This is a genomic window from Bdellovibrio bacteriovorus, assembly GCF_025558485.1.
Taxonomy (GTDB): Bacteria; Bdellovibrionota; Bdellovibrionia; order Bdellovibrionales; family Bdellovibrionaceae; genus Bdellovibrio; species Bdellovibrio bacteriovorus_G.
In genome coordinates this window covers 2,004,385-2,027,246 of record NZ_CP102930.1, presented here as the reverse complement: position 1 = coordinate 2,027,246, position 22,862 = coordinate 2,004,385, and the positions used below count along the sequence as shown (strand labels likewise).

General features: G+C 49.4%; 20 protein-coding genes. 14 read left to right on the top strand and 6 right to left on the bottom strand.

The window, feature by feature from the left end; all coding sequences use genetic code 11:
* Nucleotides 1–69: 69 nt before the first annotated feature.
* The 3 genes from EZJ49_RS09895 to EZJ49_RS09885 all read right to left on the bottom strand — a co-directional run bounded on the left by EZJ49_RS09895 (nucleotide 70) and on the right by EZJ49_RS09885 (nucleotide 5,031).
* Entirely contained in the window at nucleotides 70–1,299 is a 1,230-nt protein-coding gene (locus EZJ49_RS09895) for a chloride channel protein (RefSeq protein WP_262551923.1), read from the bottom strand.
* Nucleotides 1,296–2,510 (bottom strand): DUF2252 domain-containing protein, encoded by a 1,215-nt coding sequence (locus EZJ49_RS09890; protein ID WP_262551921.1) that lies wholly within the window; start codon nucleotides 2,508–2,510, stop codon nucleotides 1,296–1,298. Before EZJ49_RS09890 ends, EZJ49_RS09895 begins: the two co-directional genes overlap by 4 nt.
* 70 nt (nucleotides 2,511–2,580) lie before the next feature.
* Entirely contained in the window at nucleotides 2,581–5,031 is a 2,451-nt protein-coding gene (locus EZJ49_RS09885) for an acyl-CoA dehydrogenase (RefSeq protein WP_262551920.1), read from the bottom strand.
* Nucleotides 5,032–5,459: 428 nt separating this feature from the next.
* Here EZJ49_RS09885 and EZJ49_RS09880 point away from each other — a divergent pair, with 428 nt between their 5' ends.
* The 11 genes from EZJ49_RS09880 to EZJ49_RS09830 all read left to right on the top strand — a co-directional run bounded on the left by EZJ49_RS09880 (nucleotide 5,460) and on the right by EZJ49_RS09830 (nucleotide 17,143).
* Nucleotides 5,460–6,251 carry a hypothetical protein gene (locus EZJ49_RS09880; protein WP_262551919.1) on the top strand — a complete coding sequence of 264 codons (792 nt, stop codon included), beginning with the start codon at nucleotides 5,460–5,462 and terminating at the stop codon, nucleotides 6,249–6,251.
* Entirely contained in the window at nucleotides 6,251–6,874 is a 624-nt protein-coding gene (locus tag EZJ49_RS09875; RefSeq protein ID WP_262551918.1) for a hypothetical protein, read from the top strand. Before EZJ49_RS09880 ends, EZJ49_RS09875 begins: the two co-directional genes overlap by 1 nt.
* Complete coding sequence (locus tag EZJ49_RS09870) at nucleotides 6,871–8,292, top strand: pre-toxin TG domain-containing protein (RefSeq protein WP_262551917.1); 1,422 nt, start codon at nucleotides 6,871–6,873, stop codon at nucleotides 8,290–8,292. The genes EZJ49_RS09875 and EZJ49_RS09870 overlap by 4 nt, the downstream gene beginning before the upstream one ends.
* Nucleotides 8,289–8,678, top strand: coding sequence for a hypothetical protein (locus EZJ49_RS09865; protein WP_262551915.1), 390 nt, complete (start codon nucleotides 8,289–8,291; stop codon nucleotides 8,676–8,678). Before EZJ49_RS09870 ends, EZJ49_RS09865 begins: the two co-directional genes overlap by 4 nt.
* A gap of 152 nt (nucleotides 8,679–8,830) precedes the next feature.
* Entirely contained in the window at nucleotides 8,831–9,472 is a 642-nt protein-coding gene (locus tag EZJ49_RS09860) for a hypothetical protein (RefSeq protein WP_262551914.1), read from the top strand.
* Nucleotides 9,473–10,192: 720 nt separating this feature from the next.
* A complete protein-coding gene (gene sohB / locus EZJ49_RS09855; RefSeq protein WP_262551913.1) occupies nucleotides 10,193–11,212 on the top strand; it encodes a protease SohB in 1,020 nt (339 codons plus the stop codon).
* A 13-nt stretch (nucleotides 11,213–11,225) separates the two neighbouring features.
* Nucleotides 11,226–12,194 (top strand): ABC transporter ATP-binding protein, encoded by a 969-nt coding sequence (locus EZJ49_RS09850; RefSeq protein WP_262551911.1) that lies wholly within the window; start codon nucleotides 11,226–11,228, stop codon nucleotides 12,192–12,194.
* 17 nt (nucleotides 12,195–12,211) lie between these two features.
* Entirely contained in the window at nucleotides 12,212–13,189 is a 978-nt protein-coding gene (locus EZJ49_RS09845; RefSeq protein WP_262551910.1) for an ABC transporter ATP-binding protein, read from the top strand.
* 38 nt (nucleotides 13,190–13,227) lie between these two features.
* A complete protein-coding gene (locus tag EZJ49_RS09840; protein WP_262551909.1) occupies nucleotides 13,228–14,919 on the top strand; it encodes a peptide ABC transporter substrate-binding protein in 1,692 nt (563 codons plus the stop codon).
* 26 nt (nucleotides 14,920–14,945) lie between these two features.
* The gene (locus EZJ49_RS09835) at nucleotides 14,946–15,917 is read left to right on the top strand and encodes an ABC transporter permease (protein ID WP_262551907.1); all 972 of its coding nucleotides are present in this window, start codon (nucleotides 14,946–14,948) and stop codon (nucleotides 15,915–15,917) included.
* Between the two features lie 11 nt (nucleotides 15,918–15,928).
* Nucleotides 15,929–17,143: an ABC transporter permease gene (locus EZJ49_RS09830; RefSeq protein WP_262551906.1), complete on the top strand. Its 1,215-nt coding sequence runs from the start codon at nucleotides 15,929–15,931 to the stop codon at nucleotides 17,141–17,143.
* Here EZJ49_RS09830 and EZJ49_RS09825 read toward each other — a convergent pair.
* Nucleotides 17,115–18,044 carry a hypothetical protein gene (locus tag EZJ49_RS09825; RefSeq protein WP_262555942.1) on the bottom strand — a complete coding sequence of 310 codons (930 nt, stop codon included), beginning with the start codon at nucleotides 18,042–18,044 and terminating at the stop codon, nucleotides 17,115–17,117. The genes EZJ49_RS09830 and EZJ49_RS09825 overlap by 29 nt on opposite strands.
* A gap of 208 nt (nucleotides 18,045–18,252) precedes the next feature.
* On the opposite strand from EZJ49_RS09825, the gene EZJ49_RS09820 reads away from it, so the two are divergent.
* The 3 genes from EZJ49_RS09820 to EZJ49_RS09810 all read left to right on the top strand — a co-directional run bounded on the left by EZJ49_RS09820 (nucleotide 18,253) and on the right by EZJ49_RS09810 (nucleotide 20,132).
* A complete protein-coding gene (locus EZJ49_RS09820) occupies nucleotides 18,253–18,732 on the top strand; it encodes a hypothetical protein (RefSeq protein WP_262551905.1) in 480 nt (159 codons plus the stop codon).
* A gap of 74 nt (nucleotides 18,733–18,806) precedes the next feature.
* Nucleotides 18,807–19,049, top strand: a complete 243-nt coding sequence (locus tag EZJ49_RS09815; protein ID WP_262551904.1) for a twin-arginine translocase TatA/TatE family subunit — start codon at nucleotides 18,807–18,809, stop codon at nucleotides 19,047–19,049.
* 57 nt (nucleotides 19,050–19,106) lie between these two features.
* The gene (locus EZJ49_RS09810; RefSeq protein WP_262551903.1) at nucleotides 19,107–20,132 is read left to right on the top strand and encodes an alkane 1-monooxygenase; all 1,026 of its coding nucleotides are present in this window, start codon (nucleotides 19,107–19,109) and stop codon (nucleotides 20,130–20,132) included.
* Here the strand turns inward: EZJ49_RS09810 and EZJ49_RS09805 are convergent.
* A complete protein-coding gene (locus EZJ49_RS09805; RefSeq protein ID WP_262551902.1) occupies nucleotides 20,092–20,892 on the bottom strand; it encodes a glycerophosphodiester phosphodiesterase in 801 nt (266 codons plus the stop codon). The genes EZJ49_RS09810 and EZJ49_RS09805 overlap by 41 nt on opposite strands.
* Entirely contained in the window at nucleotides 20,889–22,838 is a 1,950-nt protein-coding gene (locus EZJ49_RS09800; protein WP_262551901.1) for a hypothetical protein, read from the bottom strand. Before EZJ49_RS09800 ends, EZJ49_RS09805 begins: the two co-directional genes overlap by 4 nt.
* Between the last annotated feature and the right edge of the window lie 24 nt (nucleotides 22,839–22,862).

Here is a 22,862-nt window from a genome sequence, read left to right as displayed (position 1 = left end):
AGTATGGGTGAATTTCCCTTCATATATACTTCGGGAACGCCTGGGGCCCTTGATCCCCGGGCGTTTTTTTTATTTTCGGAACACCTGTAAAAGCTGATCCTTTTTGGAACGCACAATTTTCTGATTTTTATAAATCCCCAGATGCCCGGTCATAAAGTAAGCCACCCAGCACGCCAGAAGCGCATAGGGCGCGATCTGCCAGCCAAAAAGCTCGCAGGCCATAATGGCACAGGCAATCGGTGTATTCGCGGCCGCTCCAAACACAGCTGCAAATCCCAACGCTGCCAGCAAAGGAATTCCCAGTGGCAGCACCACGGCCAGCGCACTCCCCAGACTGGTGCCAATGAATACCAGCGGTATAAACTCCCCGCCCTTAAAACCCGATCCAATCGTCAACCCGGTCATAATGGTTTTTAAAACAGGTTCCCACCAGGACAGGGAATGATGGAAGGCTTCCTGAATCACGGGAATCCCCAACCCCGCGTAACGATCACTGCCCTGCCACCAGTACAAAAGAACCAGAACCACGCCCCCGACAAAAGGACGCCACATCGGGCTTTTCACAAATCTTTTTTGCACCGATTCCACCGCGTGCGTGAAGCGCATAAAGACATTGGCTGCGACTCCAAAACACACTCCCGCGATCAGCACCCAGACAAAGGACATCGCACTGTAAGACACCTCCGTCACTGGCGGGAAAATCGAATGGGGTGCCCCCAGCCAGCGGCAGAAATAATAGGCCACAAAAGAGGCCATCAAGCATTCCACCAAAGCAAACAAACGCAGTCGTCCGACCTGAATCACTTCCAATCCAAACAAAGCCCCCGCCCAAGGAGCCCCAATCGCAGCACTAAAGCCCGCCCCCGCCCCGGCGATCAATAAAATTTTTCGTTCTTCCCTGCTGACCGGAAAAAACCGGGAAAGCTGATCTGCCAAAGATGAACCCATCTGCACCGCAGTGCCCTCGCGACCTGCCGAGCCTCCGAACAAATGAGTCAAAACAGTTCCCAAAAGGATCATCGGAGCCATCCTGAGCGGGATCACATTCTGTGGATCATGAATCTGTTCAAGAATCAGTCCCGTGCCTTTTTCAACACTGTGCCCATAGAAATGATAGAAGGCTCCCAACGCAAGCCCTGCCAATGGCAAAAACCAGATAATCTGGGGATGTGCATCCCGCCAGCGGGTCGCGCGGTCCAGAGAAAAAAGAAATACTGCGGCCGCAGCACCGGCCATCAGCCCGGTCACAGCACCTAAAACAATCCACTTGAAGATTTCACGGGGGCTTTTCTGAATCATGGTTTTAACTGTTGCATGGATTTACGATAACGTTCAACAACCAACGGCGTGGTCATAGTGATCCATTTTTCCACGCCCGGAATGCCTTCTTTGGCAAACTGACGGTGATGTTCTGCCAGAAGGCCTGCCTGCACACGCAACATGGCTTCCAGCTCCTTTTTCGACAACTCATCAAGATCCAACGAGGACTTCACACGACTGCGCACCAGAAACGGCCGGTTTCTGACTGAAACCACATCGTAAAAATCAGGACTCTGACCCCAGATGTATTTCTTCACCCTGACCATGCGCTCAGAATCGCTCCAGGCTGGCTGCTCCCATGCGCCATAGGCAGCTCCGGCCCGCGCCACTTCTTTAAGCTCAAGAATATCCTGCTCTTTATCCTTCTGCACCAGCAGCCAGTAGCGGCGCAGGCCCGCACTGCCACCGGTGGCACGATGAATCTCCACAGCATCCAGCAAACCCACGCCGGAAAAAACCGGCAGCTCTTTAATTTCTGCCAACAACGTCTTTTTATCGGAATCCGCCATCTGCGAATAATCAGAAGATCCCTTAAAGATTTTTGCCTGAATATACTTGCGCAGAATTTTGTCCCTTTTCTTTTGCAGATTTGGAATCAGGGATTTTTCCAGATGTATGGCTTTTTTACGACCCATTAAAACTTCGCTGTATTCCAAAGCCATTTTTTCCAACAGACTGGCATTTGGGAAAGCCAGTTCCACAGAGGCGAAGTAACGAAGAATATCAAATTCAATCGGACACACCCCACTGTCATCCAAATCGTTGAACACATAATGGGTTTTTCCAGCAAAACTCATAAAACCGAAATTTTCAATATGAGCATCCCCCAAACACAGCACCAGATTCGGAGAAACAACATTCCGGGACATATCCTGATAAAACGTATTCACAAAAGAACGGAAAAACATCAGGTCTGTGGCCTGGGCCCCTTGCAGCTTTTCCGCAAAGGCCGCATCAGAAAGATGTTTGTACGTTTCACGAAACTCTGAAACAGGAATCATCTCATTTTTAAATGAAACACTGACAAGACTGGCTTCCATGGATTTGGCAGGCTTGCGAGAGATTTGAACATCAGAAGACAGCGACCACATGGACGTATCCGGAACCTTCCGGGCCTGCGCCACGGAACCCGCAATATTGAAAGACAACCCCAGTAAAATAAAAAAACTGATTCCGAAAGTTCTTTTCATGGCGTCAGCATAAAACAAAACCCCCAAGAAAGCTTGGGGGTTTTTATATTTTTCAGAATTTTAAATCTGCTTAGGAATGGCGGGACATATATTCTTCTTGAGAGAAGTCATCCACCAGAATTGCGTCGTAACGAACAGCATCAGACTCCTGGATCAGCTTCAACTCATCCTGAGTGATCACGTTCTTTTCGCGAGCCTCATCCAGCAACAAGTGAACTTTCTTCTTCGGCAGAACGCCTTCGCGAATCGCTTTTTTCACTTTCTTTTCTGCCGCTTCAGCTTTGTTCACAACAGCAAACGCATGTTCCAGACGACCCAGGGATTCGTTGCGGTCTGTTGGCAGATAGATACCATCAGACAGACGTTCACGGATACCGCCCTCTTTCAACATTGCAGATGCAATACCATGAGACCAGCCATCAGACGCCTGAGAACCAATGGAGTTGATACGAGACCAAGCCCCGATCCAGCCCTTGAAGAACCAACGAAGACCCGGAATTTTCAGGTTGTCGAAGATGCCGTCAAAACCTGTTTGGATGTTCGCCATACAGCGTTTCAGGTTGTAGTGAGCAAAAGCCAGATCCTCTTCACGACGACCTTCCGCCTCGAAACGACGAATCAAAGCTGTTGCCATGTACATGTTCGCCAAAATATCAGCGAAACGACCTGTGATTTTTTGTTTTGCCTTCAACTGACCGCCCAAAACACCCATTGCCACGTCAGACAACAAAGCAAAGGTCGCAGAAGTCCAGGCCAAACGACGAGTATAAACTTTCATCTGAGGGTGAACATCAGGAGTGGATGCCAGGAAACCACGAGAGCAGGACAACAAGATCGCGCGGCAAGTGTTTCTAACAACGTGACCAATGTGACCCCAGAAGGCTTTATCAAAGCCTTTCAAATCACCCGCTTCAGCTGTTTTTACTTCAGCGTAAGCAAATGGATGGGCACGAAGAGCCCCTTGACCAAAGATCATCAAAGTACGAGTCAGGATGTTTGCACCTTCAACCGTGATACCGATCGGGGTCGCAATGTAGATTTCAGCAAGAACGTTACGAGGCCCCATAGAGATACCCGCACCACCCATGATATCCATCGCGTCGTTGATCACGTGACGGCCCATTTCAGTAGCATAGTATTTTTGCATCGCTGTGATAACGCCCGGCTTGATACCTTTATCAATCGCACCCAGGCAATATCTTCTCATAGCTTCCAGCTGATAAGCCGCAGCCCCGATACGTGCCAAAGGCTCTTCAACGCCTTCAAAGCGACCGATGGACATACCAAACTGACGACGAACCAAAGAATGAGCAGAAACAACACGCGCTGCCAATTTCGCGCCACCTGTTGCCTGTGCCGGCAAGGAGATACCACGACCTGCTGCCAGACATTCCATCAACATCAACCAGCCCTTACCGGCATTGGCGATACCACCGATGATCGCGTCTTCCGCGTTCACGATAACGTCTTTACCTTGAGTTGGACAGTTGTAGAACGGAATACCCAATGGATCATGACGACGACCCAACACAACACCCGGAGTGCTGGATGGAATCAACGCACAAGTGATACCCACGTCTTCACCTTTACCCAAAAGATTTTCCGGGTCACGAAGACGGAATGCCAGACCAATCGTTGTAGAGATCGCAGCCAGCGTGATCCAACGTTTGTTCCAGTTCAATTTGATTTGCAATTTGCCATCCGGACCTTTGAACAAGATACCAGTGGAAGTGATAGAACCCGCATCAGAACCTGCAGTCGGCTCAGTCAAGCCGAAGCAAGGGATCTCTTCACCCGTTGCCAAACGTGGCAAATAACGGTTTTTCTGAACATCAGTACCGTAGTGAGCCAGCAATTCCGCAGGCCCCAAAGAGTTCGGAACCATCACAGTGATCGCTGTGGACAAGGAACGAGAAGAGATTTTCATGATCACTTCAGAGTGCGCCAGCGCGGAGAATCCAAGACCGCCGTACTCTTTCGGGATGATCATCCCTAAGAATTTTTCTTTCTTGATGATATCCCAGGCTTCTTTAGGGATGTCTTTGTCTTTGTGGATTTTCCAGTGATCCAGAACTGCGCACAGTCTGTTCACCGGACCATCCATGAAGGCCTGTTCTTCCGCAGTCAATTGCGGGTAAGCTTCTTTCAGAAGATTGTCGAAATTAGGGTTTCCAGAGAAAAGATCTTTTTCAATCCACACGGCACCGGCGTCCAAAGCCGCTTTTTCCGTATCAGAGATTTTAGGAAGGAACTGCATCTTCTTCATGAACGCCAAAAGACCTGAGGTCACCAGCGCAGCACGCAGCGGCGTGATAAGGAAAATGATCGCCAGCACTGCATACACTGCCAACAACCAAATCGGCGCACCAAAACCTGCCAAAATGGCAGCCAAGGCAATCGCCCACACAATCAGAGGGCTGCTAAAGAAGCCCACAAACAACAGAAGAACGACAGAGCCCAATACCCAAAGGCCCGTGTAGCTCTCCAAAAACATTCCATAGAATGAGCTGATAGAATCCACGATGAATCTCCTTTTATTGAAATACTCAATAATTAGAACCTTTAATGTGAGTATGCGCAAGTGATTCAGGCCTGATATCTATATGTAAGCGGAATATGAGGAGAAATATAAAAGACGCTTCGGCGACAGAAGGAAAAACTGTCGAATGTGCACCCGGAGGTGGAAATAAAAAAAGCCCTCTTGCGAGGGCTTCATCAACTTAAGTACTAAGTCCTAAGACTAATTACTTAGTTTCGCCAGCTGGAGCTGCTTCAGTTGGAGCCGCTTCAGTTGCTGCTGGAGTGCCTTCAGCAGGAGCTGCTTCAGTTGCAGTAGCTTCTGCAGCTGGAGCTGTTTCAGCAGGAGCTGCTGTCTCAGGTTGATTTTTAGAGCAAGTAAAACCAGTCTCGCCCTCAGCCGAAGAATTGGAAAAAAAGTTTTTATCACTCGTGGCAGACGATATACTCAAAGACGCCGAAAAAGCTGCGAAACATGCCGCCAATCAGGTCGCCAATGGAGTTCGCGATGCCTTTGCTGTTGTCGGCAACGCCACCGGCCTGACAGACGTGATCGAATCCAATACCGAGACCTTCACCAACGTCGGCCGCGGCTATGCGTGCATGGCCACATTCTGCTACAGCGAAGAACTTAGAAAAAAACAATTGGAAGAAGCAGAAGCCGAAGCGAAAAGAGAATACGACCGCTACGTCGCCGAAAAAGTTCAGGAGTACGAAAGCTCCAGCAAACAGGAACGTCGCGAAGCTGCGTGGAATGCCTGGAAACTGGCCGAGAACCGCCGCAACATTTTGAACGAACGATACAAATTGGCGCAAACGGAAGTGGAAGTCCTGCGTGCCTTTATGCTTGGGGTGTCCAAAGAATCCGAGTTCAGAAAGAAGCTGGTGGAAAACAACATCACCGGACGTCCTCTGAAAAACCGGGAAATGATTCCGGCCGCTGATGAGTTCGTAAAAACCTACAAGCAGGACTATCGCGGCGCACTGAAAAAGCTCAATGAAGCCATCGCAAGTCTTAATCAAACCACCCAGCGCAGCCATGCGCAATTAATGGCAGAATTCCTGCGCATCGTGGAGCAAAACACTTTGACTGAGATGGTAAATGCCGTGACTGCACAGATAGGTATTTTGCAAATGGAATTTCAAAATCTGCAACTGTCCGCAGTGGAGGCCGCGACTGATGCCGAAGTTGCCCGCCTGACTTACGAGCAGGAGCAATTCTAATGAAAACCGTGAGCGCATTTCTGCTGATTGTCTTTTTCACAAATATGGCTCACGCCATGGGCGATCTTGAACGCGGGGTTTTATTCTTTTCCAATGCCTATTCTTTCGGAACGATGCTGCCGGATATCGAAGGCCGTATCGCCGTTAAGAAACTGGAGTATGAAAAGAAAAAAGCCGAATTCAAGCAACAGCTCGAAAAAAACCGTCAGGAACTGCACAGGCAGTTTCTGCAAACTGAAAAGTCCCGGCAACAACAATTCCGGGCCTTTTTAGTGGAACAACAACAGCTGGTACAGAACAAAAACACGTCATTCAATCTAACTGTGACGCTGGCGCAGGATCTTTTTCAAAACGTCGTTTCCAAAGAGAATCTGGCAGCGGAAATTGAAATTCGCGGCTCTGAAGACCCTGGCTTTGCTGCAACTTGGGAAGCCTTGTTCAAAGACGCACAAATCGTCACCTCACCGGACCAACTGACTATTGAGGAAACTGAGCATCTGTTATTCACCGCTCTGGATCTGCAATCCACACTGGAAGCCATGGCTGTCAATATTCAGCTGCAAATCGAAACGGTGGATCTTGACCTGCAACTGCTGGAACAAAAGTTAGGGACTTTGCCATGAAACGTCTGATCTGTTTTTTTCTTGCCATGACCATCCCGCTGCAAAGCTTTGCCGCCCATGTCGCCCCCTACACCGTGATTGATATTCATATCAACCATGAAACGGCACAGACGATGGATTTCAGGATTGATGGTGACCCCTCTGACACATATGAAATGCAGAGAATGTATTACTTCTATTCTGCGGGAAACTACTATTCCGCGATCTATCAAGGCAAAGATCAAAATGGCAAAACACGCTGGAGCAATATCGACCCCAGCGCTCCTCCGGAAATGATTATTCAGGATGACAAGGCACCCCCCGCTCAAACAAATCCCTCTGACACTGCTGCTGGCCCGGGCTCTGGCAATAGCAACGGAAGTGGTGGCAGCGCACATGAAGGCGCCCTGGGAGCCGCCATCCAGACCGGCATCGCCCAGGCCATCTATCGAGGCCTGATCTTCACCCCGGAATTTGCAGCCGAGATGGCGCGCTTGAATCAGGAGATCGCAGCTAATGCGGAGCAAACTGCAAACAACTATGAGGCCATCAGAAGCTCCCTGGAGCAGTCGCAAAGCAAATTTGCACTGGCCCTGAATGGTTTCCAAAAATCTCTTTCACAAAACACCCTGCCCGGAACAGGCTTTCAGTACTCATCACCCGATCCCGCACTGGTAAGTGAATTGCAAACCATTGAAAACGTTCTGCGCTCAGTGCGCACCAGTGACCCCAACCGCCGCGAATCCCGTGACTGGGGGTTAAGACTGGTGCAGCAATCTGATCAAGCCTCTGCACTGGGTGATGCAGAAACTGCCGAGGCCTTCAGAAAGTATTCAGAGGTATTTGCAGATCTGGCTGTCGGCCTTGATCCCATCACCGGGCCCCTGCGCGATGTGTATGAAGCCTTCACCGGGAAAAACCTGGTGACCGGTGAATCTCTGGATGGCTTTGATCGCACCTTTGCCGTGGTTGGAGCTTTAAGCTTCGGCTTTGGTTCCAAGATTGGCAAAGGTCTAAAGATTTTCAATAAAATCAAAAATCTGGATTTCGTGCGTGCGGCTGCAAAAACCGAGGCAGTGGTTCATCATATCGAACGCAATGTCCCGCAAAGTCGTGCCGCTTATGACCGCTACATTCGGGACCTTAGAAAAACCATGGATCGCCCCGTAATCAAGGATCCACAATTACGCAAGTTTGTAAATGAACGCTATTGGAAAGATGCCTCCACAGTTGGCAATGGCAGCACCGCTGCGGCCATTCGTGTGGAACGCATTGAAAATCTTCCGGTCAAAGGGCGATACCACACCCAAAAGGGACAAAACAGTCTTGTTCATTTTGAAAATTGGCTGAAGAATAATCCCGAGGCGGCCACCAGTGACCGTACCGCAGTTGAAAACATGATTCTGGAACTTCGCGATGCTTTGGAGGGTCATCTATGAAAACAGATAAAGAATGGGTCGAACTAATTCTGTCCCGCATGAAAAAAGGTCAGGAGTCCTTGCACACCGAGATGACCAAAGCCGTGCAGGAACAAAGTGACATGCCCGAACGACTGTGGGTGTATTATACACTCAGTGTTCTGATGAGCCACCCCGAACAAACGCGCTGGGATCTGTTGCTGGCAGAAATCGAAAACCTGATTCAGGATGAATCCCAAGGAAACCTTTGCGAAATCATCTATCAGGAGATTCTGGAAACTTTCGCCAATGCCATTTCCAACCAGAGTTTTGAACACCACTGGATCACGCCCCACATTGGCCCCCGGTCCCGGGACTATATTCAGGCCTATGACAAATTCATGGGCGGAAAAACCCCGGGATTCTAAAACCCACGTCCGAATTCCAAGACTGAGGACTTTTTAAAGACCCCGGCCACATCCATAAGTATTTGTTTTTACTATAATTTAAGATATATCACCAGCCAACCCCTTTGTGTCCGGCCTTTGCAATAAGGTCGGACATCACAAAGGAGCTTTCCATGAACAAATATCTTCTTCCCCTTCTTGTCCTGACTTTGGCAGCCTGTGCCCCCACACCTGAAGAACTCGATGACATCAAGAAATCTTACTCCACCCCACAAATGGGCTTTTCGGGTCTTGTAACCGTCCAACACGCTGATTTGGATTTGCAATCACCGCAACTGCCCCCGCAAATCTCTGTCGAATTTGAAAAAAAAGCCACCATTGGCAATCACTTGTCATTGTATAAAACGTCGTATTATCCCGAATTCCCCCACACCAATGAAGACTTTGTGTCTATTGGCTGTAACGCCAGCACCGACATTGCAGAACTGCCTGCTTACTTGAACGTCGGCACGTTGCAAATCTGTGGCTACCACCGACTGAATCACAACACCATGAACATCACTGCCAATATGATCATTCTGGAAAATGCCTCGCTGGAGTTCATCCCCGGGCAGGCTCTGCAAAGCAATCGTATAGAAATGAATTCCAAAATTTTCTGGGTTGACGGAAAAAACACAATCACCCTGCAAGGGGCGAAAATTTCCGGCGGTCGCGCCCTGGCACCCACGTTAAATTTGAACGCCGGATTGGTCACGGGTGTGGGGCATGTAAATATACTTTCCAAAGCCAATATTTTCTCGGTGAAGCTTAAATGAAGAAAATCCTTGCCGGCCATCATCGGATGCACCGCCCACGAATTCCCCACAGGGCGAAGACCTGCTTTCAAACGACGCACAAAGAACTCGCCATAAGAAGACGACGAAGAGCCCGAAGAGCTCGAACTGCCCGGACTGACCTTGCCATATTTAGGCTTGGCCCCATACATAGCGCGCTTGCGGTAATCATAACGAGGACGATCCTCCAGAAGTCCCAATTCCTGAGCTTCGGTGGGAAGACTTGTTCCGCGTGTGACAATCTTTTGTTTGTTTCGCTTTTCTATATAGCCAAGGCGTTCTTGCTCATAAGCGTCATCGAATTTCTTCTTAGCAACTGCATCAGCCTGAGCTTCAGGGCCCTCGTCGGAAATGTTTCCGGCCTTTTTAGTTTTCTTATAGTCGGCCAAAGAACGATCTTTTTGGTTTTCCCACTGTTCTTCTTCCTCTAAATACGCCCGTTCACCCTGTTGGCGGGCTTTTTCAAAGCGTTCCTGGAAGTTTTGATGCTGAGCAAAACCTTTAAGACGCGCCTCTTCCGCACTCTCACCAAAGGCGGTGGAGCCCAAAAGAAGCAAAACCAAAAGAAAGGCCTGACGAGCTGAAGAGTTCATTCCTGCCGCCAGTCTATCAGGCTCCCCGCTTTTTTTTGAGCAAACAAAAAAGATGCTCGACCTTTGGCTAAATCATGAATAACGTACACCTTTGTCTCTAAGGAGTACTATGGACGCATTGCAGAGCATCGGGATTTTCGCAGCACAGACATTTCTGATTCTATTCGCCATTCTGGCCGTGATTCTGGTGATTGCTTTGCTTGCTGCCAAGGCCAGCCACAAATCCGAAATCCAAATCGAGCTTCTGCACAAGCGCTACAAAAACTTCCGCCACATGTTGAAAGCTCACACCGTTACCAAATCTGAACGTAAAGAGCTGAAGAAGAAGTTGAAGGAAGAACGCAAAGCCCTTGAATCCAAAAACAGCGACGGCGACAAAAAGATCTTTGTCATCGACTTTGAGGGCGACGTGAAGGCCTCTGCCGTGGAAAACCTGCGCGAGGAAGTGACCGCTGTTCTGACAATGGCCACACCTCAGGACGAAGTGGTTGTCCGCGTGGAAAGCCCCGGTGGCGTGGTTCACGGCTATGGCCTGGCCGCCTCCCAGCTTCTGCGCATTCGTGAAAAAAACATCCCGTTGACAGTGTGTGTGGATAAAGTAGCCGCCAGCGGTGGCTACCTGATGTCGGTCACGGCCAATAAGATCCTGTGTGCACCATTTGCCATTGTGGGCTCTATCGGGGTTGTGGCTCAATTGCCAAACCTGCACCGCCTGCTGAAAAAGCACGATGTTGATTATAAGGAATACACGGCCGGGGAATTCAAGAGAACCGTCAGCCTTTTGGGTGAAGTTACTGAAAAGGGTGAAGAAAAGTTTAAACAGCAACTGGAAGACACACACACATTATTTAAAAGCTTTGTTGGCCGCTTCCGCCCACAACTGAACCTGCCAGAAGTTGCCACCGGTGAATACTGGTATGGTGAACAGGCTTTGGGCAAAGGCCTGGTGGATGAAATCCGCACTAGCGACGACTATCTTTTGACCCTGTCTGAAAAGCATCAGGTCGTTAAAGTAAAATTTGAACATCACGAAAGCTTGAGCGACAAGCTGACAGGTGTCTTGGGTCGCGCCCTGCGCAAAGGGGCCTTGTCAGCGATTGAAGAACTTGAAGCAAGACGCTTTCTTTAAGAGGACTTAAGCAATGTCAATTCAACCATTACTTGAAGTAAAAAACCTCGAAACAACATTCCGCACCAAAGCGGGGCCGGTTCGCGCCGTAAATAACGTCAGCTACGACATTCACAAAGGGCAAACCCTGGGTATCGTCGGCGAATCCGGCTGTGGAAAGTCTGTGACCTCTTATTCTTTGATGCGTTTGATTGAGCACCCGGGACGCGTGACTGGCGGACAGGTCCTGTTGAATGGACGCGATATTCTGAAGCTTTCAGAAGGCGCAATGGAAGAAGTCCGCGGCGGCGAAATGGCCATGATCTTTCAGGAGCCCATGACCGCTTTAAATCCGGTGCTTACCATCGGCTTCCAGATGGATGAACAGATCATGAAGCACAAAAAGTGCAGCCCCAAGGAATCCAAGGAGCGCGCGATTGAAATGCTTCGCTTGGTCGGCATCCCATCCCCGGAAGAGCGTTATAACTCCTACCCTCACCAACTGTCCGGGGGCATGAGACAAAGAGCCATGATTGCCATGGCCCTTTCCTGCGATCCGACATTCCTGATTGCAGATGAACCCACGACAGCGCTGGATGTGACGATCCAGGCTCAGATTCTGGAGCTGATCCAGAATCTGCAGGAAAAGCTGAACATGACCGTGCAATTTATCACGCACGATCTGGGAGTGATTTCAGAGATCTCAGACCGAGTGATGGTTATGTACGGTGGCCAGACTTGTGAACAGGCCGACACATCCGAACTGTTCCTGAACCCAAGCCATCCTTACACGGCCGCCCTGATCGCCTCCCGCCCGAAATTTGGCGAACGCGTTCAGCGCCTGACCACAATTGAAGGCAGCGTTCCGGCGCCGTTTGAGCTTCCCAAAGGCTGCCCTTTTGTGAATCGCTGTTCTCGCGTGAAGAGCGAATGTGCCGGCACCAAACCACCTTTGATTGAAATCAGACCAGGCCACAAGGTGGCTTGCTTTAATCCTCTTTAATATTGGGAATTCAGACGATGGATAATATCATTCTTGAAGCCAAAAATATTAAGAAGCACTTCCCAATTAAAAAAGGCCTTCTGCTGCGCGAAGTAGCCAGCGTCAAGGCCGTGGACGATGTGTCTTTGGTTGTTCACAAAGGGGAAACTCTGGGCCTTGTTGGTGAATCCGGCTGCGGCAAGTCCACTTTGGGCCGCACCCTGATTCGCCTTTATGAACCCACCGCCGGAGAAATCAACTTCGACGGCCAGAACTTCCTGAAACTAAAAGGCGAGGACCTGCGCAAAAAACGCAAGAACATGCAGATGATTTTCCAGGACCCTTACGCCTCCCTGGACCCGCGCATGACTGTGGGACAGATCATCCGTCAGCCCATGGATATTCATAACGTGGGCAGCGCCACCGAGCGCGACCAGCGCGTACTGGAACTGATCGAACTTGTGGGCCTGCGCAAAGCCCACGTGAACCGTTACCCGCATGAGTTTTCCGGCGGCCAACGTCAGCGTATCAGTATTGCTCGCGCTATCGCCCTGAATCCGGAGCTGATTATTTGCGATGAGCCGGTCAGTGCCCTGGATGTTTCCATTCAGGCCCAGATTCTGAATCTACTGAAGGATCTTCAGGAAAAACTCAGCCTGACTTATGTGTTTATTTCTCACGACCTTTCTGTGATCGAACACACTTGTGATCGCATCGCCGTGATGTATCTGGGAAAAATCGTGGAAATCGCAAGCCGCGATGAACTGTTTAAAAATCCGCAGCATCCTTATACTCAGGCCTTGATCGGTGCGATTCCGCGTGTGGGTCAGGGCAAAAAGAAAATGAAGAAGTCTTTGGGGGGCGAGGTGCCCAGCCCGATCAATCCTCCTTCAGGCTGCACCTTCCACCCGCGCTGTCCTTATAAAATGGACATTTGTTCACAAAAAGTGCCGGTTCTGGAAGGATCTGGAACTCATAAAAAATCCTGCTGGCTGGAAAAAGCCCCGCAGGTTTAGGTTTTGTCTTTAATGTTTTCATCAACAAGGAGAAAGTAATGTTGAAGAAATTTGCCAAAGGACTGTGTCTGGTTGCCGGCTTGGGCCTTAGCACTCAGGCTGTTGCAGCTCCGACGAATGCCGAACTTAAAATCGGTATTTCTCAGGAATTTGAAACAATGAATCCTCTGATCATGTCCATGTCTGCCTCTGCATACATGTATCGCATGGTGGGCCGTTCTCTGGTGGTTCTGACTCCGGACGGAAAATGGGTCACACAACTTGCCAAAGAAATTCCATCTCTGGAAAAAGGCACTGCTAAAATCATCGAAGAAGGCGGCAAAAAGAAGATCGTTGCCAACTGGGAAATCATTGAAAGCGCCAAATGGGGCGACGGCAAACCGGTGATCTGCCAGGATTTCATCACTTCTCACACTATCGCAACCAGCCCGACTGTCAGCGTGGGTGAAAAAGAGCAATGGACTCAGGTTGAAAAAATCGACATTGATCCAAAGAATCCAAAAAAGTGCACTTTCAAATATGAAAAAGCCAAATGGGATTTCTTCACTCTGGCGCAGTTCTTCCCGGTTCCAACTCATTTGGAAAAACCTGTCTTTGACAAGTACTCCAAGCAAAAAGAGGGTTACGAGAAGAATTCCAACTACGTTCGCAATCCGACCAATCCAGGCCTTTACAACGGTCCTTATGTCATCAGCGACGTAAAATTGGGTTCTCACGTGGCCTTTGCTCCAAATCCAAACTTCTACGGCAAACAGCCGAACATCAAAAAAGTGATCGTGAAGCTGATCCCGAACACCGGCACGATGGAAGCCAATCTGCGCTCTGGCACGATTGATATGATTTCCACTTTGGGTCTGGATCTGGATCAGGCTTTGGCCTTTGACAAAAAAGCCAAAGCGGAAAAACTGGCTTTCGACACTCACTTTGTTCCATCTGTAACTTATGAACACATTGATCTTCGTTTGGACAATCCCATCCTGAAGGATGTGAACGTTCGTAAGGCGTTGCTGTATTCCATCAACCGCGATGATCTGGTGAAAGCCCTGTTTGAAAACAAACAGCAAGTGGCTTTGCACAATGTTTCCCCGAAAGATCCTTGGTTCACAGCAGATCCAAAAATCATTACAGTTTACCGTTACTCAAAACGTGAAGCTGGAAAACTATTGGATGCTGCCGGCTGGGCAATGGGTAAAGATGGCTACCGTTATAAAGACGGTAAAAAACTTTCCATCGTCTTCCAAACAACTGCGGGCAACAAAACTCGTGAGCTGGTTCAGGTCTATCTGCAAAACCAATGGAAACAGGCTGGCATCGAGGTTCTGATCAAGAACGAACCGGCACGCGTGTTCTTCGGCGACACCATGTCCAAGAGAAAATTTGAAGGCATGGCTTTGTTTGCCTGGGTTTCATCTCCTGAAAACAGCCCGCGTTCAACTGTTTATTCCAAGGCTATTCCGAACAACAGCAACGGCTGGTCCGGACAGAACTATCATGGCTGGACAAATGCCACCGTGGACAAAGACCTGGAAGCTCTGGATCTTGAGTTCAGCGCGAAAAAACGTGCGGACCTGGTTCATGAAATCCTGAAGCTTTATACGGCGGAAGTTCCCGTATTGCCGCTTTACTACCGTTCGGACATCTCTGTAACTCCTAAGAATCTTAAGAATTACAAAATGGCCGGCCACCAGTTCTACGAAACGAACAATATCGAAGACTGGAATTTGAACTAGATCCTGGATTTCTGGAGGACTCTGTTATGACTACATTTATCACCCGCCGCATTTTGCAGACACTCGCTGTGATAGTGATCCTGTCCTACGTGTGTTTCTATTTGATGAGCTTGATGCCCGGTGATCCGGTGGACATGATGGTGGCCTCCAATCCCAAGATCACGGCTGAAGACGTAGCCCGTTTGAAATCCCTGTATGGTTTGGACCAGCCTGTTTACAAGCGTTATGCAAGCTGGATGGGTTCCATCGTGCAGGGTGATCTGGGCTACAGCCGCACCTATCGTGTTCCAGTTCAGGAACTGATGGGTCCCCGTCTGTGGAATACGTTCCTGCTTTCTGCGATTTCCTTGATCCTTTCCATCGCGATTGCCGTACCGCTAGGGGTTCTTTCCGCCTTGAAACCGGGAAGCAAAACCGACTATGTGGTCAATCTGTTCTCGTTCGGGGGGATTTCCATTCCTTCGTTCTGGCTCGCGATCGTTCTAATTATTCTTTTTGCCGTAAAGTTTCCTCTTTTGCCTGCGGGAGGAACTCAAACTATTGGCGCTGAAAATATGGGCTTCTGGGCGGATATTAAAGACCGCTCCATCTATCTGATTCTTCCGGTTCTAAGCTTGTCGATCCAGCAGATCGGGCGTTTTTCCCGCTTCACTCGTTCCACGATGTTAGAGGCCATGCGCAACGACTTTATCCGCACGGCACGCGCCAAGGGGCTTTCCCGATCCACAGTGATCTGGCAGCATGGCTTCCGCAATGCCCTGATTCCATTGATCACAATTCTGGCGCTGAGCTTTTCCGGTTTATTCTCTGGAGCCATCCTGACAGAAACTGTTTTTGCTTACCAGGGCGTGGGCAAGCTGGTTTATGACTCCATCATTGGTAATGACTATAATGTGGCGATGATTTCATTTGTGATCTCTGTGAGTATGGTTCTGCTGATGAATCTGGTCGCTGATATCCTTTACGGTTTTGCGGACCCACGCATCTCTTATCAATAGGATCTGTGTCTATGAGTGAAATGACAATGAACGAAGTTGAAATCGAAACCAATCAATTGTCCTCCAAGGATCGTGCGGAGCTGGAAAAAGCCCAGCCCATGTGGAAGATGGTGCTGACCCAGTTTATGGACCACAAGCTGGCCGTGGCTGGAGCCGTGATCATCACTCTTTTCATGCTGGTTGCCATCTTTGCAGGAACCATTCAATCCATCACGGATATTGATCCGGATGCACAGAATGTTGGAAACCGCTATTTGCCGCCACTTACAACGGCACAGGTGGGTCAGGATGTTCGGGAAACTGATATTGAAAGATACATCACCGAAAACCCTGAAGCTGCCGACGCGGTCCAAAAAGCTCTGGTCGAAAAAGAAATTGTGGCCGTGGCTGAAGCCGATGCGATCTATGAACTGGGCGCCAAAGAAACCAAAGAGGCCATTTCGGCCTTGCAGTCCCTATCTTTAAAAGAGGCGGCCGGATTTATTTCTTTGTTTAAGTCTTTTGAAACCTTCCACCTGTTCGGCACAGACGAACTGGGCCGCGATGTTTTTATCCGTCTGGTTTACGGCACACGTGTATCCATGGGTGTCGGCGTTTTGGTGGCTATTGCTTCGGCCCTGATCGGACTTCTGATCGGCAGTATCGCCGGATTCTATGGCGGTCTGGTGGACACCCTGTTAATGCGTGTGACCGATGCACTGCTGTCTTTGCCGCATATTCCGGTTTTGATTGTGATTGCTGCCATCGACATGTCCAAGATCCCTTGGCTGAAAGCCATCATCAGCACCTCTAACGAGAGTGTCTTTAAGATGATTATTATTCTGTGCCTGTTCTCCTGGATGTCTGTGGCCCGTCTGGTGCGTGGAAGTATTCTATCCATTCGTGAGCGTGAATTTGTTCTGGCCGCGCGCACATTGGGCGCTAAAGACAGTACAATTATCGTGCGCCATATGTTCCCGAACGTGATTGCCCCGATGTTGGTGGCTATTACCCTGGGCGTGGGTGAATCCATTTTGTTTGAAGCCGCCTTAAGCTTCCTGGGTCTGGGAATCATGCCGCCCACACCAAGCTGGGGGAACATGCTGAACAATGCGCAGGAACTGATTTATCAGGCACCGTTCCTGGCAATTCTTCCGGGTCTTTTGATTTTCCTGACAACTGTCAGCTTCAACTATCTGGGTGATGGTTTGCAGGACGCTATTGATCCGAAGGCGATCCGCCGCTAAGAGTTTTTTCTGGGACCGTGGTCCACGGTCCCTTGGCTCTTTTCAGATAAAATTCATCCAGAATTTTTTTATTATCTTTTAAAGTTTCCGCATCCAGCCAGGATTCCACAGCGGCCTGATACCCGCGCGTGGGTGCAAGACTTTGCAGGGTCTCGTCTGCTTTTACGACCACATCCCGCCCCCAGTCATTCTTGGTGCAGGCCAGGTAGAAGGTCACAGCCGGATGGGATTCCTTGATATATTTCATCAACAGCGGCTTTTGCGGATAGTTTCGGTCATTAAATGCACGCACCACGGATTCGTATTCTATCGCATAGTCGTAACGGCCCTTTTCAATCATCCGCATCACTGGAACATAGCCCTCTGGAGTAGGTTCAATAAAAATCGGGGATTTTTTAGCGGCCATCATCAGGATATTATCAATGTCCGCGCCGTAAGAACGATTCTTGACGAAAACCCCTTTCCATTTTGCCCTGGCCAAAAGAAGTTTCAACGAAGGCTCTTTCGGAAGATCACTTAAAAGATCCGCCCGTGCAGTCAGAACCACATAGCGATGCGGAACCTGATAAGACAACGCAGTAAAGTAAGCCCACTTTTCCCGCTCAGGAGTTTTCAAGGCCGCCCCCGCGCAGACGTTTTTATTTTTCTTCCATAAATCCAGAGTGTGCGGCATATCCGCATACAGATCCGTAAACTGGTAGTTCCGCATGTGCTCAGCCAGAATCTTTTTCAGCCGGTCCGCTCTGCCCATCTGCGCATTTGGACCTTTTAGAATATAAAAAGGCTCCCAGTCCATGACTGCCCAGGGGACCGAAACACGCGGTTCTCCACTTATGGTAGGCGTCTGAGCCCGCAGAGGTTCACCAAAAATCATCAAAGCTGTCATCAAAGCAATCGCCATTCTCACATCAACACCTTGGCTCCAATGTACTCCTGAGGGGGTAAATCCCCAGCATGTAATTTACCAGTTGCCACGACCCTCCGGGTGCCGACAAAAGACTGTTCAAAGATGTAAAAAGCACAGGGCCACACAGGCTAAACCCCATTAGGTCGCGTTCTGCCGCGGCACAGATCTTGTTATATGGAAGCTTGTTAAAAATGGGGTTGATATGAAAACGATATTATCTTTCTTCGCCACAGTCTTCTTCTCTTTATCCGCTTTGCCACAAACATCTGCGGAACTGACCTGCCGCGCGCAGGCTAAAGAAGTTGCCTTGCAGACCTATTCTTCCTGCATCACCGAAGCCCGCAACAATCAGGTGGATGAAATCCGAAAAAATTATCAAAAGGAATTGTCTGACCTGAAGGCCAAGTACGACCAGGAGCTTAAAAAAATGGGCTCCGGAACCGCTAAAAAAGGTCGTAATGCCCCTACCGCCAAGGTTCAGAAGGCCCCTGTTGCCACCAAGGGCATAGCCAAACAACTGCCTGGCAAGGCTCCTGTAGCATCTGACGACGCAATGCCGGTGCAAACCGTCTCAGAAGGGACCAAAGTTGTTGCTGTGGGTATTGAGGAAAGCTCTGATGCCCTGGAAAAGGAAGCGGCCGACGCTGACCAGGTCGAAATTATCGAAATGCCGGTGGAATAACCCTAGACAGGCGTTGATTTTCCTCCCAGACAGGTCTAAAAAGTGTACACTTTAAGACATTCGGGAGGACCCCCATGGGTGAGTTTAGCCTTACGCACATTCTTCTTCTTGCTGTTATCTTTTTGATTTTCTTCGGCCCAAGCCGTTTACCTCAATTGGGTCAGTCCATGGGTAAAGCGATCCGTGGTTTCAAACAAGGTTTGAATGAAATCGACGTGGACGCCAAAGACATTCAGGACAACCAACAGGTTTCTCACCAGCAGAACAAACAGTCTGTCGGTCAGACGCAAAAGCAAAACGAAACACATAATTCTTAATTGAATTTTGGTGCTCGTCTTTAAAGCCTTCACGGTGCTAAGCTTTCACTTAGAATCATGAAGGCTTTTTTATTTTATTCCCGTTACAGTCTTTCTTATCTGATGGCTTTGGGCAGTTTGCTTGGAGCAAGCCTTGGCGGCGTCTGGACTTATCTGGGCGTGGTGCTGATCTTCGTACTTCATCCCCTTATAGATAACTGGCAGGGGCCCGCCACTCACAATCCGGAAAATCGTCCCCCCTCCAAATGGGCCGACGTTCTGGTGATTTCCGCTCTACCGTTTATGTGCGTGTTTTTATTTGTGGGTGTCTTTCATGCCATGACAGCTTCCCCCTTTGAATTGATCGGCTTGATTCTGTCTTTTGGGGCCTACAGCGGAGCCCTGGGTATCAACACCGCTCACGAATTGATTCATCGACGCGAAAAACAAATGCGCGGCCTGGGGGTCGGACTGTTGCTGCTTTCCAATTTTGGCCACTACGCCATTGAACATGTCTTCGGACATCACAAAAATGTCGCCACCCCGCTCGACCCCGCTTCGGCCCGCAAAAATGAATGGATCTACACTTATCATACACGCTCTTTCTTTGGCGGGCTTTACGGTTCTTTTGCCTTTGAATACAAACGCCTGCGCAACAAGGGCTGGTGGCAGATTTTAAAACACCGGGTGTTCTGGTATGTGGTGATTCAGATTTTACTGACGTTCACAGTGTATGCTCTGTATGGAAAAATCGCTTTGATTTTCTGGCTGGGGCAAAGTGCGGTGGGGATCTTGCTTTTACAGACGGCGGATTACATTGAACACTATGGTCTGCAACGCGAGCCCCGTGAAAATGGTTTGTATGAAGGCTTCAAAGCCACCCATTCCTGGGACAGTTATCATCGCTGGACAAATTACAGCCTGATCAACCTGGGGTATCATGCACATCACCATCTGAAAGCGACTTTACATTTTCCGGAACTGCAACAACAGGATCAGGCCCCACGCCTGCCTTACGGATATTCCGCAATGGCCCTGCTGGCCTTTATCCCGCCTGTCTTCTTTAAGGTGATGAATCCGCTTTTACCACGGAATCAGAAATAACACTTAAAGCACCCGCCCGCAAAAACTGCCGGGCCTTTTCCGGATCATTCACAGTCCACAAACCCACCGGAATCTGACGTTTTTTCCAATAGGCAATATCCTCGGGCTGAACATAGTTCTGATCCAGATGCAAAGCATGAACACCGATGTAGGGTGCCAACCACATTTGCCGAAGATAGATTTTATTTTCGGCATCATCCTCCTGAGTCGCCAGCAAAGCCCGCGGCACTTCCGGAAGAAGTTTTTTTATTCTCCACAATGCCAGCGGATTAAAGCTTGAAAAAAGCACGCGCGATTCACAGGCATGTTTGCGAATCAAAGCCGCCACAGCCTGCTCCAAAGCCCCATCCAGAATGTGATTGGATTTAAGTTCGATGTTAATAAACCTCGGAACATCTGCGGAGGTCAGAACCTCTTCGAGCAGACTGACCTGTGCCCACTGTTTCAAATTTTCAGCCGTTGTTGCCGCCACCAGATCTTTTCGTTTTCCACCCAGCCGCAATAAGTCCGCATCATGAAACACCACCGGAATTCCATCAGCGGAAAGACGCACATCCAATTCGAACATTTCAAATCCTCGGTCCCGGGCGGCCTGAAATGCCATTAAAGTATTTTCCTGGGCTCCGCCCTGCCAATACCCACGATGAGCCTGCAAAGGCGGTGGACGCAAAGCTGCCTGAGGCCAGGTCAAGGCTTTCCAGGTTTTGTGGCGATAAACAAGTATTCCCAACAAAAGCACCGCAAGCACAAGGGCTGTCATTTTTTCTCCACGAACACCGGCTGTTCACGATTTCCCTGAATCTGCCAACGGCGCTGGATCTTGCCGTCTTTCACTGCCACGGTGCCTTTTAGCTGGGCGTTTTCATCCCAAGCACCTTCTGTCGTCAGACGTCCCGTCTTACCCACCTGCCCCTGAAAATGCTTCCACGAAAGGTGCTTAAGGTCGTCTGATTGCAAAACACCACTGACAGATTGCAAAGGTAAATTCCCCGACTTCCACCAGGAATTTAAAGTCACTTGTTTTAACACCTGTGCTGTCGGCGACTGTGGCCCCACTTGCATGGACTGAATCTGGGTGTTCAGAACAACTTCATCATGAGCCCAGTCAAAGGTGGCTTTCGTCTTTCCGAAGCTCACCCCTTCAACATCCATGGAGTGCAAGCGCACCAGACCTTTTAGCAGCTGAACCTTGCCCTGCTTCAAACGCAGATCCCCGTCCATACTTAACAAGCCAATGCTTCCCCCCTGGGTCATCAGCTTTTGCACCGGAGGTGCCAGCGACAGCTCGTCAATGTGGGATTTTACTTCAAGCTCTTTAAAGTCACGGTCAGCACGGAACCGGACATCGCCGACAAAGACGCCTCCGCGCGGCTCCACCCGTTTGATCTGAAAAGTCCACAGGTCCCTGTCCAGATTTACATCACCAGTCATGGTTTCAATCACCTGAAGTTCACGCTGACCTTTGTTGGAAAATACAAATTCCAACCCGGAATGTTCCCCGGTCATGCGCATCTTCTGATCGGAAATAATCTCTGCACGCCCTGTGAATGTTCCCAAATGCCCCAAGATCCCGGTTTCTTTCGGACGATTTAACAGGACCAATAATTTTTCAACATCCAGCTTCTTCACATCGATACGGATGGGGTCGTACTTCAGTGGCTCCAGCGAAGTAATGTTGATTCGCTCGACATACATTTCCCCCAGATCGCCTTCCATTTTCAGATCCCGAATCTCTAACGGCGAAGAACGGATTTCATCCAGCGGTGCAGAAAAACGTGCTTTGGCGGACAGCCACACCTGACGACCGTTAAGATCCCTGGAAGCCAGATCGTATTTCTGCAGGATTGCCAGAATCTGACTTAAAGGAATGTGCTTCAAATCAGTTTCCATCGCCAACAACTGGTCGCCCAGGTTGTAATTGGCAATCACGCTGTAATGCCCTTCGCGCCAGTTACCAAAGAAGTGCGCCTGAACTGTGGCTTCGGGGGATTCCTTGTACTGAAGATACAGATTTGCGTGGGATAGATAATCCCCCACCTGACGGTCCTTTAAAAGATGGCTCTTGGCCGTGACCTCAATGATCTTGGGTTCAAAGGATTTCACTTTTACTGCAAAGTTCATCAGCTCGGTTGAATACTGCGGATGTTTTTCAGACGAGATCCGCAAAGTGCGAACAAAAACCCCGCGAATGTCATTGCGATATTTATTGCTTTGCTCTGAAGGAGACAGCATCACCGCCGGACGTGGTGCCGGGGCATTTTGTTCCGGCGCAGATTCTTCCGGAGAACAGTGAGTCGGGTCCGAACGCAACGTCAGTGCCATTGTGTTGGCTTCAATAGTGCGCACCGGGGGTCCGCCACGCAAAACACTTAACAGGGACAAAGGCAGACGAAGTTCGTCGATTTCCATGATGGGAGAACCCCAGCATGCCTCTGCCGCCTCCATTTTTACATTGGAGATAATCACGGCAAAACGTGGCAGAATACCATTGCTAAGACTGAGCTGAGCCGATGAAAAACTGACTTTGACGTCTTTATGAATATGACTGGCTGCTTTTTCAATTCGTGCGGCTATCCGCGATGGCGACAACAGGGACTTGGTTGTGTATCCCAGAAAAAAAGCCAGGATCAAACCAGTCAGCAGAATGGTCATTCCCGGCTGTTCAGCAATAAGATGTCGATCGGATAAACGTCTGCGCGAGTCCATGTCTCATTCTCACAGGAAGGACAT

What these genes read in the sequence shown, in the direction of transcription:
- EZJ49_RS09895 (WP_262551923.1), bottom strand. Translation starts at nt 1,299, where the DNA reads ATGATTCAGAAAAGCCCCCGTGAAATCTTCAAGTGGATTGTTTTAGGT.
- EZJ49_RS09890 (WP_262551921.1), bottom strand. Translation starts at nt 2,510, where the DNA reads ATGAAAAGAACTTTCGGAATCAGTTTTTTTATTTTACTGGGGTTGTCT.
- EZJ49_RS09875 (WP_262551918.1), top strand. Translation starts at nt 6,251, where the DNA reads ATGAAAACCGTGAGCGCATTTCTGCTGATTGTCTTTTTCACAAATATG.
- EZJ49_RS09870 (WP_262551917.1), top strand. Translation starts at nt 6,871, where the DNA reads ATGAAACGTCTGATCTGTTTTTTTCTTGCCATGACCATCCCGCTGCAA.
- EZJ49_RS09865 (WP_262551915.1), top strand. Translation starts at nt 8,289, where the DNA reads ATGAAAACAGATAAAGAATGGGTCGAACTAATTCTGTCCCGCATGAAA.
- EZJ49_RS09860 (WP_262551914.1), top strand. Translation starts at nt 8,831, where the DNA reads ATGAACAAATATCTTCTTCCCCTTCTTGTCCTGACTTTGGCAGCCTGT.
- sohB (WP_262551913.1), top strand. Translation starts at nt 10,193, where the DNA reads ATGGACGCATTGCAGAGCATCGGGATTTTCGCAGCACAGACATTTCTG.
- EZJ49_RS09850 (WP_262551911.1), top strand. Translation starts at nt 11,226, where the DNA reads ATGTCAATTCAACCATTACTTGAAGTAAAAAACCTCGAAACAACATTC.
- EZJ49_RS09845 (WP_262551910.1), top strand. Translation starts at nt 12,212, where the DNA reads ATGGATAATATCATTCTTGAAGCCAAAAATATTAAGAAGCACTTCCCA.
- EZJ49_RS09840 (WP_262551909.1), top strand. Translation starts at nt 13,228, where the DNA reads ATGTTGAAGAAATTTGCCAAAGGACTGTGTCTGGTTGCCGGCTTGGGC.
- EZJ49_RS09835 (WP_262551907.1), top strand. Translation starts at nt 14,946, where the DNA reads ATGACTACATTTATCACCCGCCGCATTTTGCAGACACTCGCTGTGATA.
- EZJ49_RS09830 (WP_262551906.1), top strand. Translation starts at nt 15,929, where the DNA reads ATGAGTGAAATGACAATGAACGAAGTTGAAATCGAAACCAATCAATTG.
- EZJ49_RS09825 (WP_262555942.1), bottom strand. Translation starts at nt 18,044, where the DNA reads ATGGCGATTGCTTTGATGACAGCTTTGATGATTTTTGGTGAACCTCTG.
- EZJ49_RS09820 (WP_262551905.1), top strand. Translation starts at nt 18,253, where the DNA reads ATGAAAACGATATTATCTTTCTTCGCCACAGTCTTCTTCTCTTTATCC.
- EZJ49_RS09815 (WP_262551904.1), top strand. Translation starts at nt 18,807, where the DNA reads ATGGGTGAGTTTAGCCTTACGCACATTCTTCTTCTTGCTGTTATCTTT.
- EZJ49_RS09810 (WP_262551903.1), top strand. Translation starts at nt 19,107, where the DNA reads ATGAAGGCTTTTTTATTTTATTCCCGTTACAGTCTTTCTTATCTGATG.
- EZJ49_RS09805 (WP_262551902.1), bottom strand. Translation starts at nt 20,892, where the DNA reads ATGACAGCCCTTGTGCTTGCGGTGCTTTTGTTGGGAATACTTGTTTAT.
- EZJ49_RS09800 (WP_262551901.1), bottom strand. Translation starts at nt 22,838, where the DNA reads ATGGACTCGCGCAGACGTTTATCCGATCGACATCTTATTGCTGAACAG.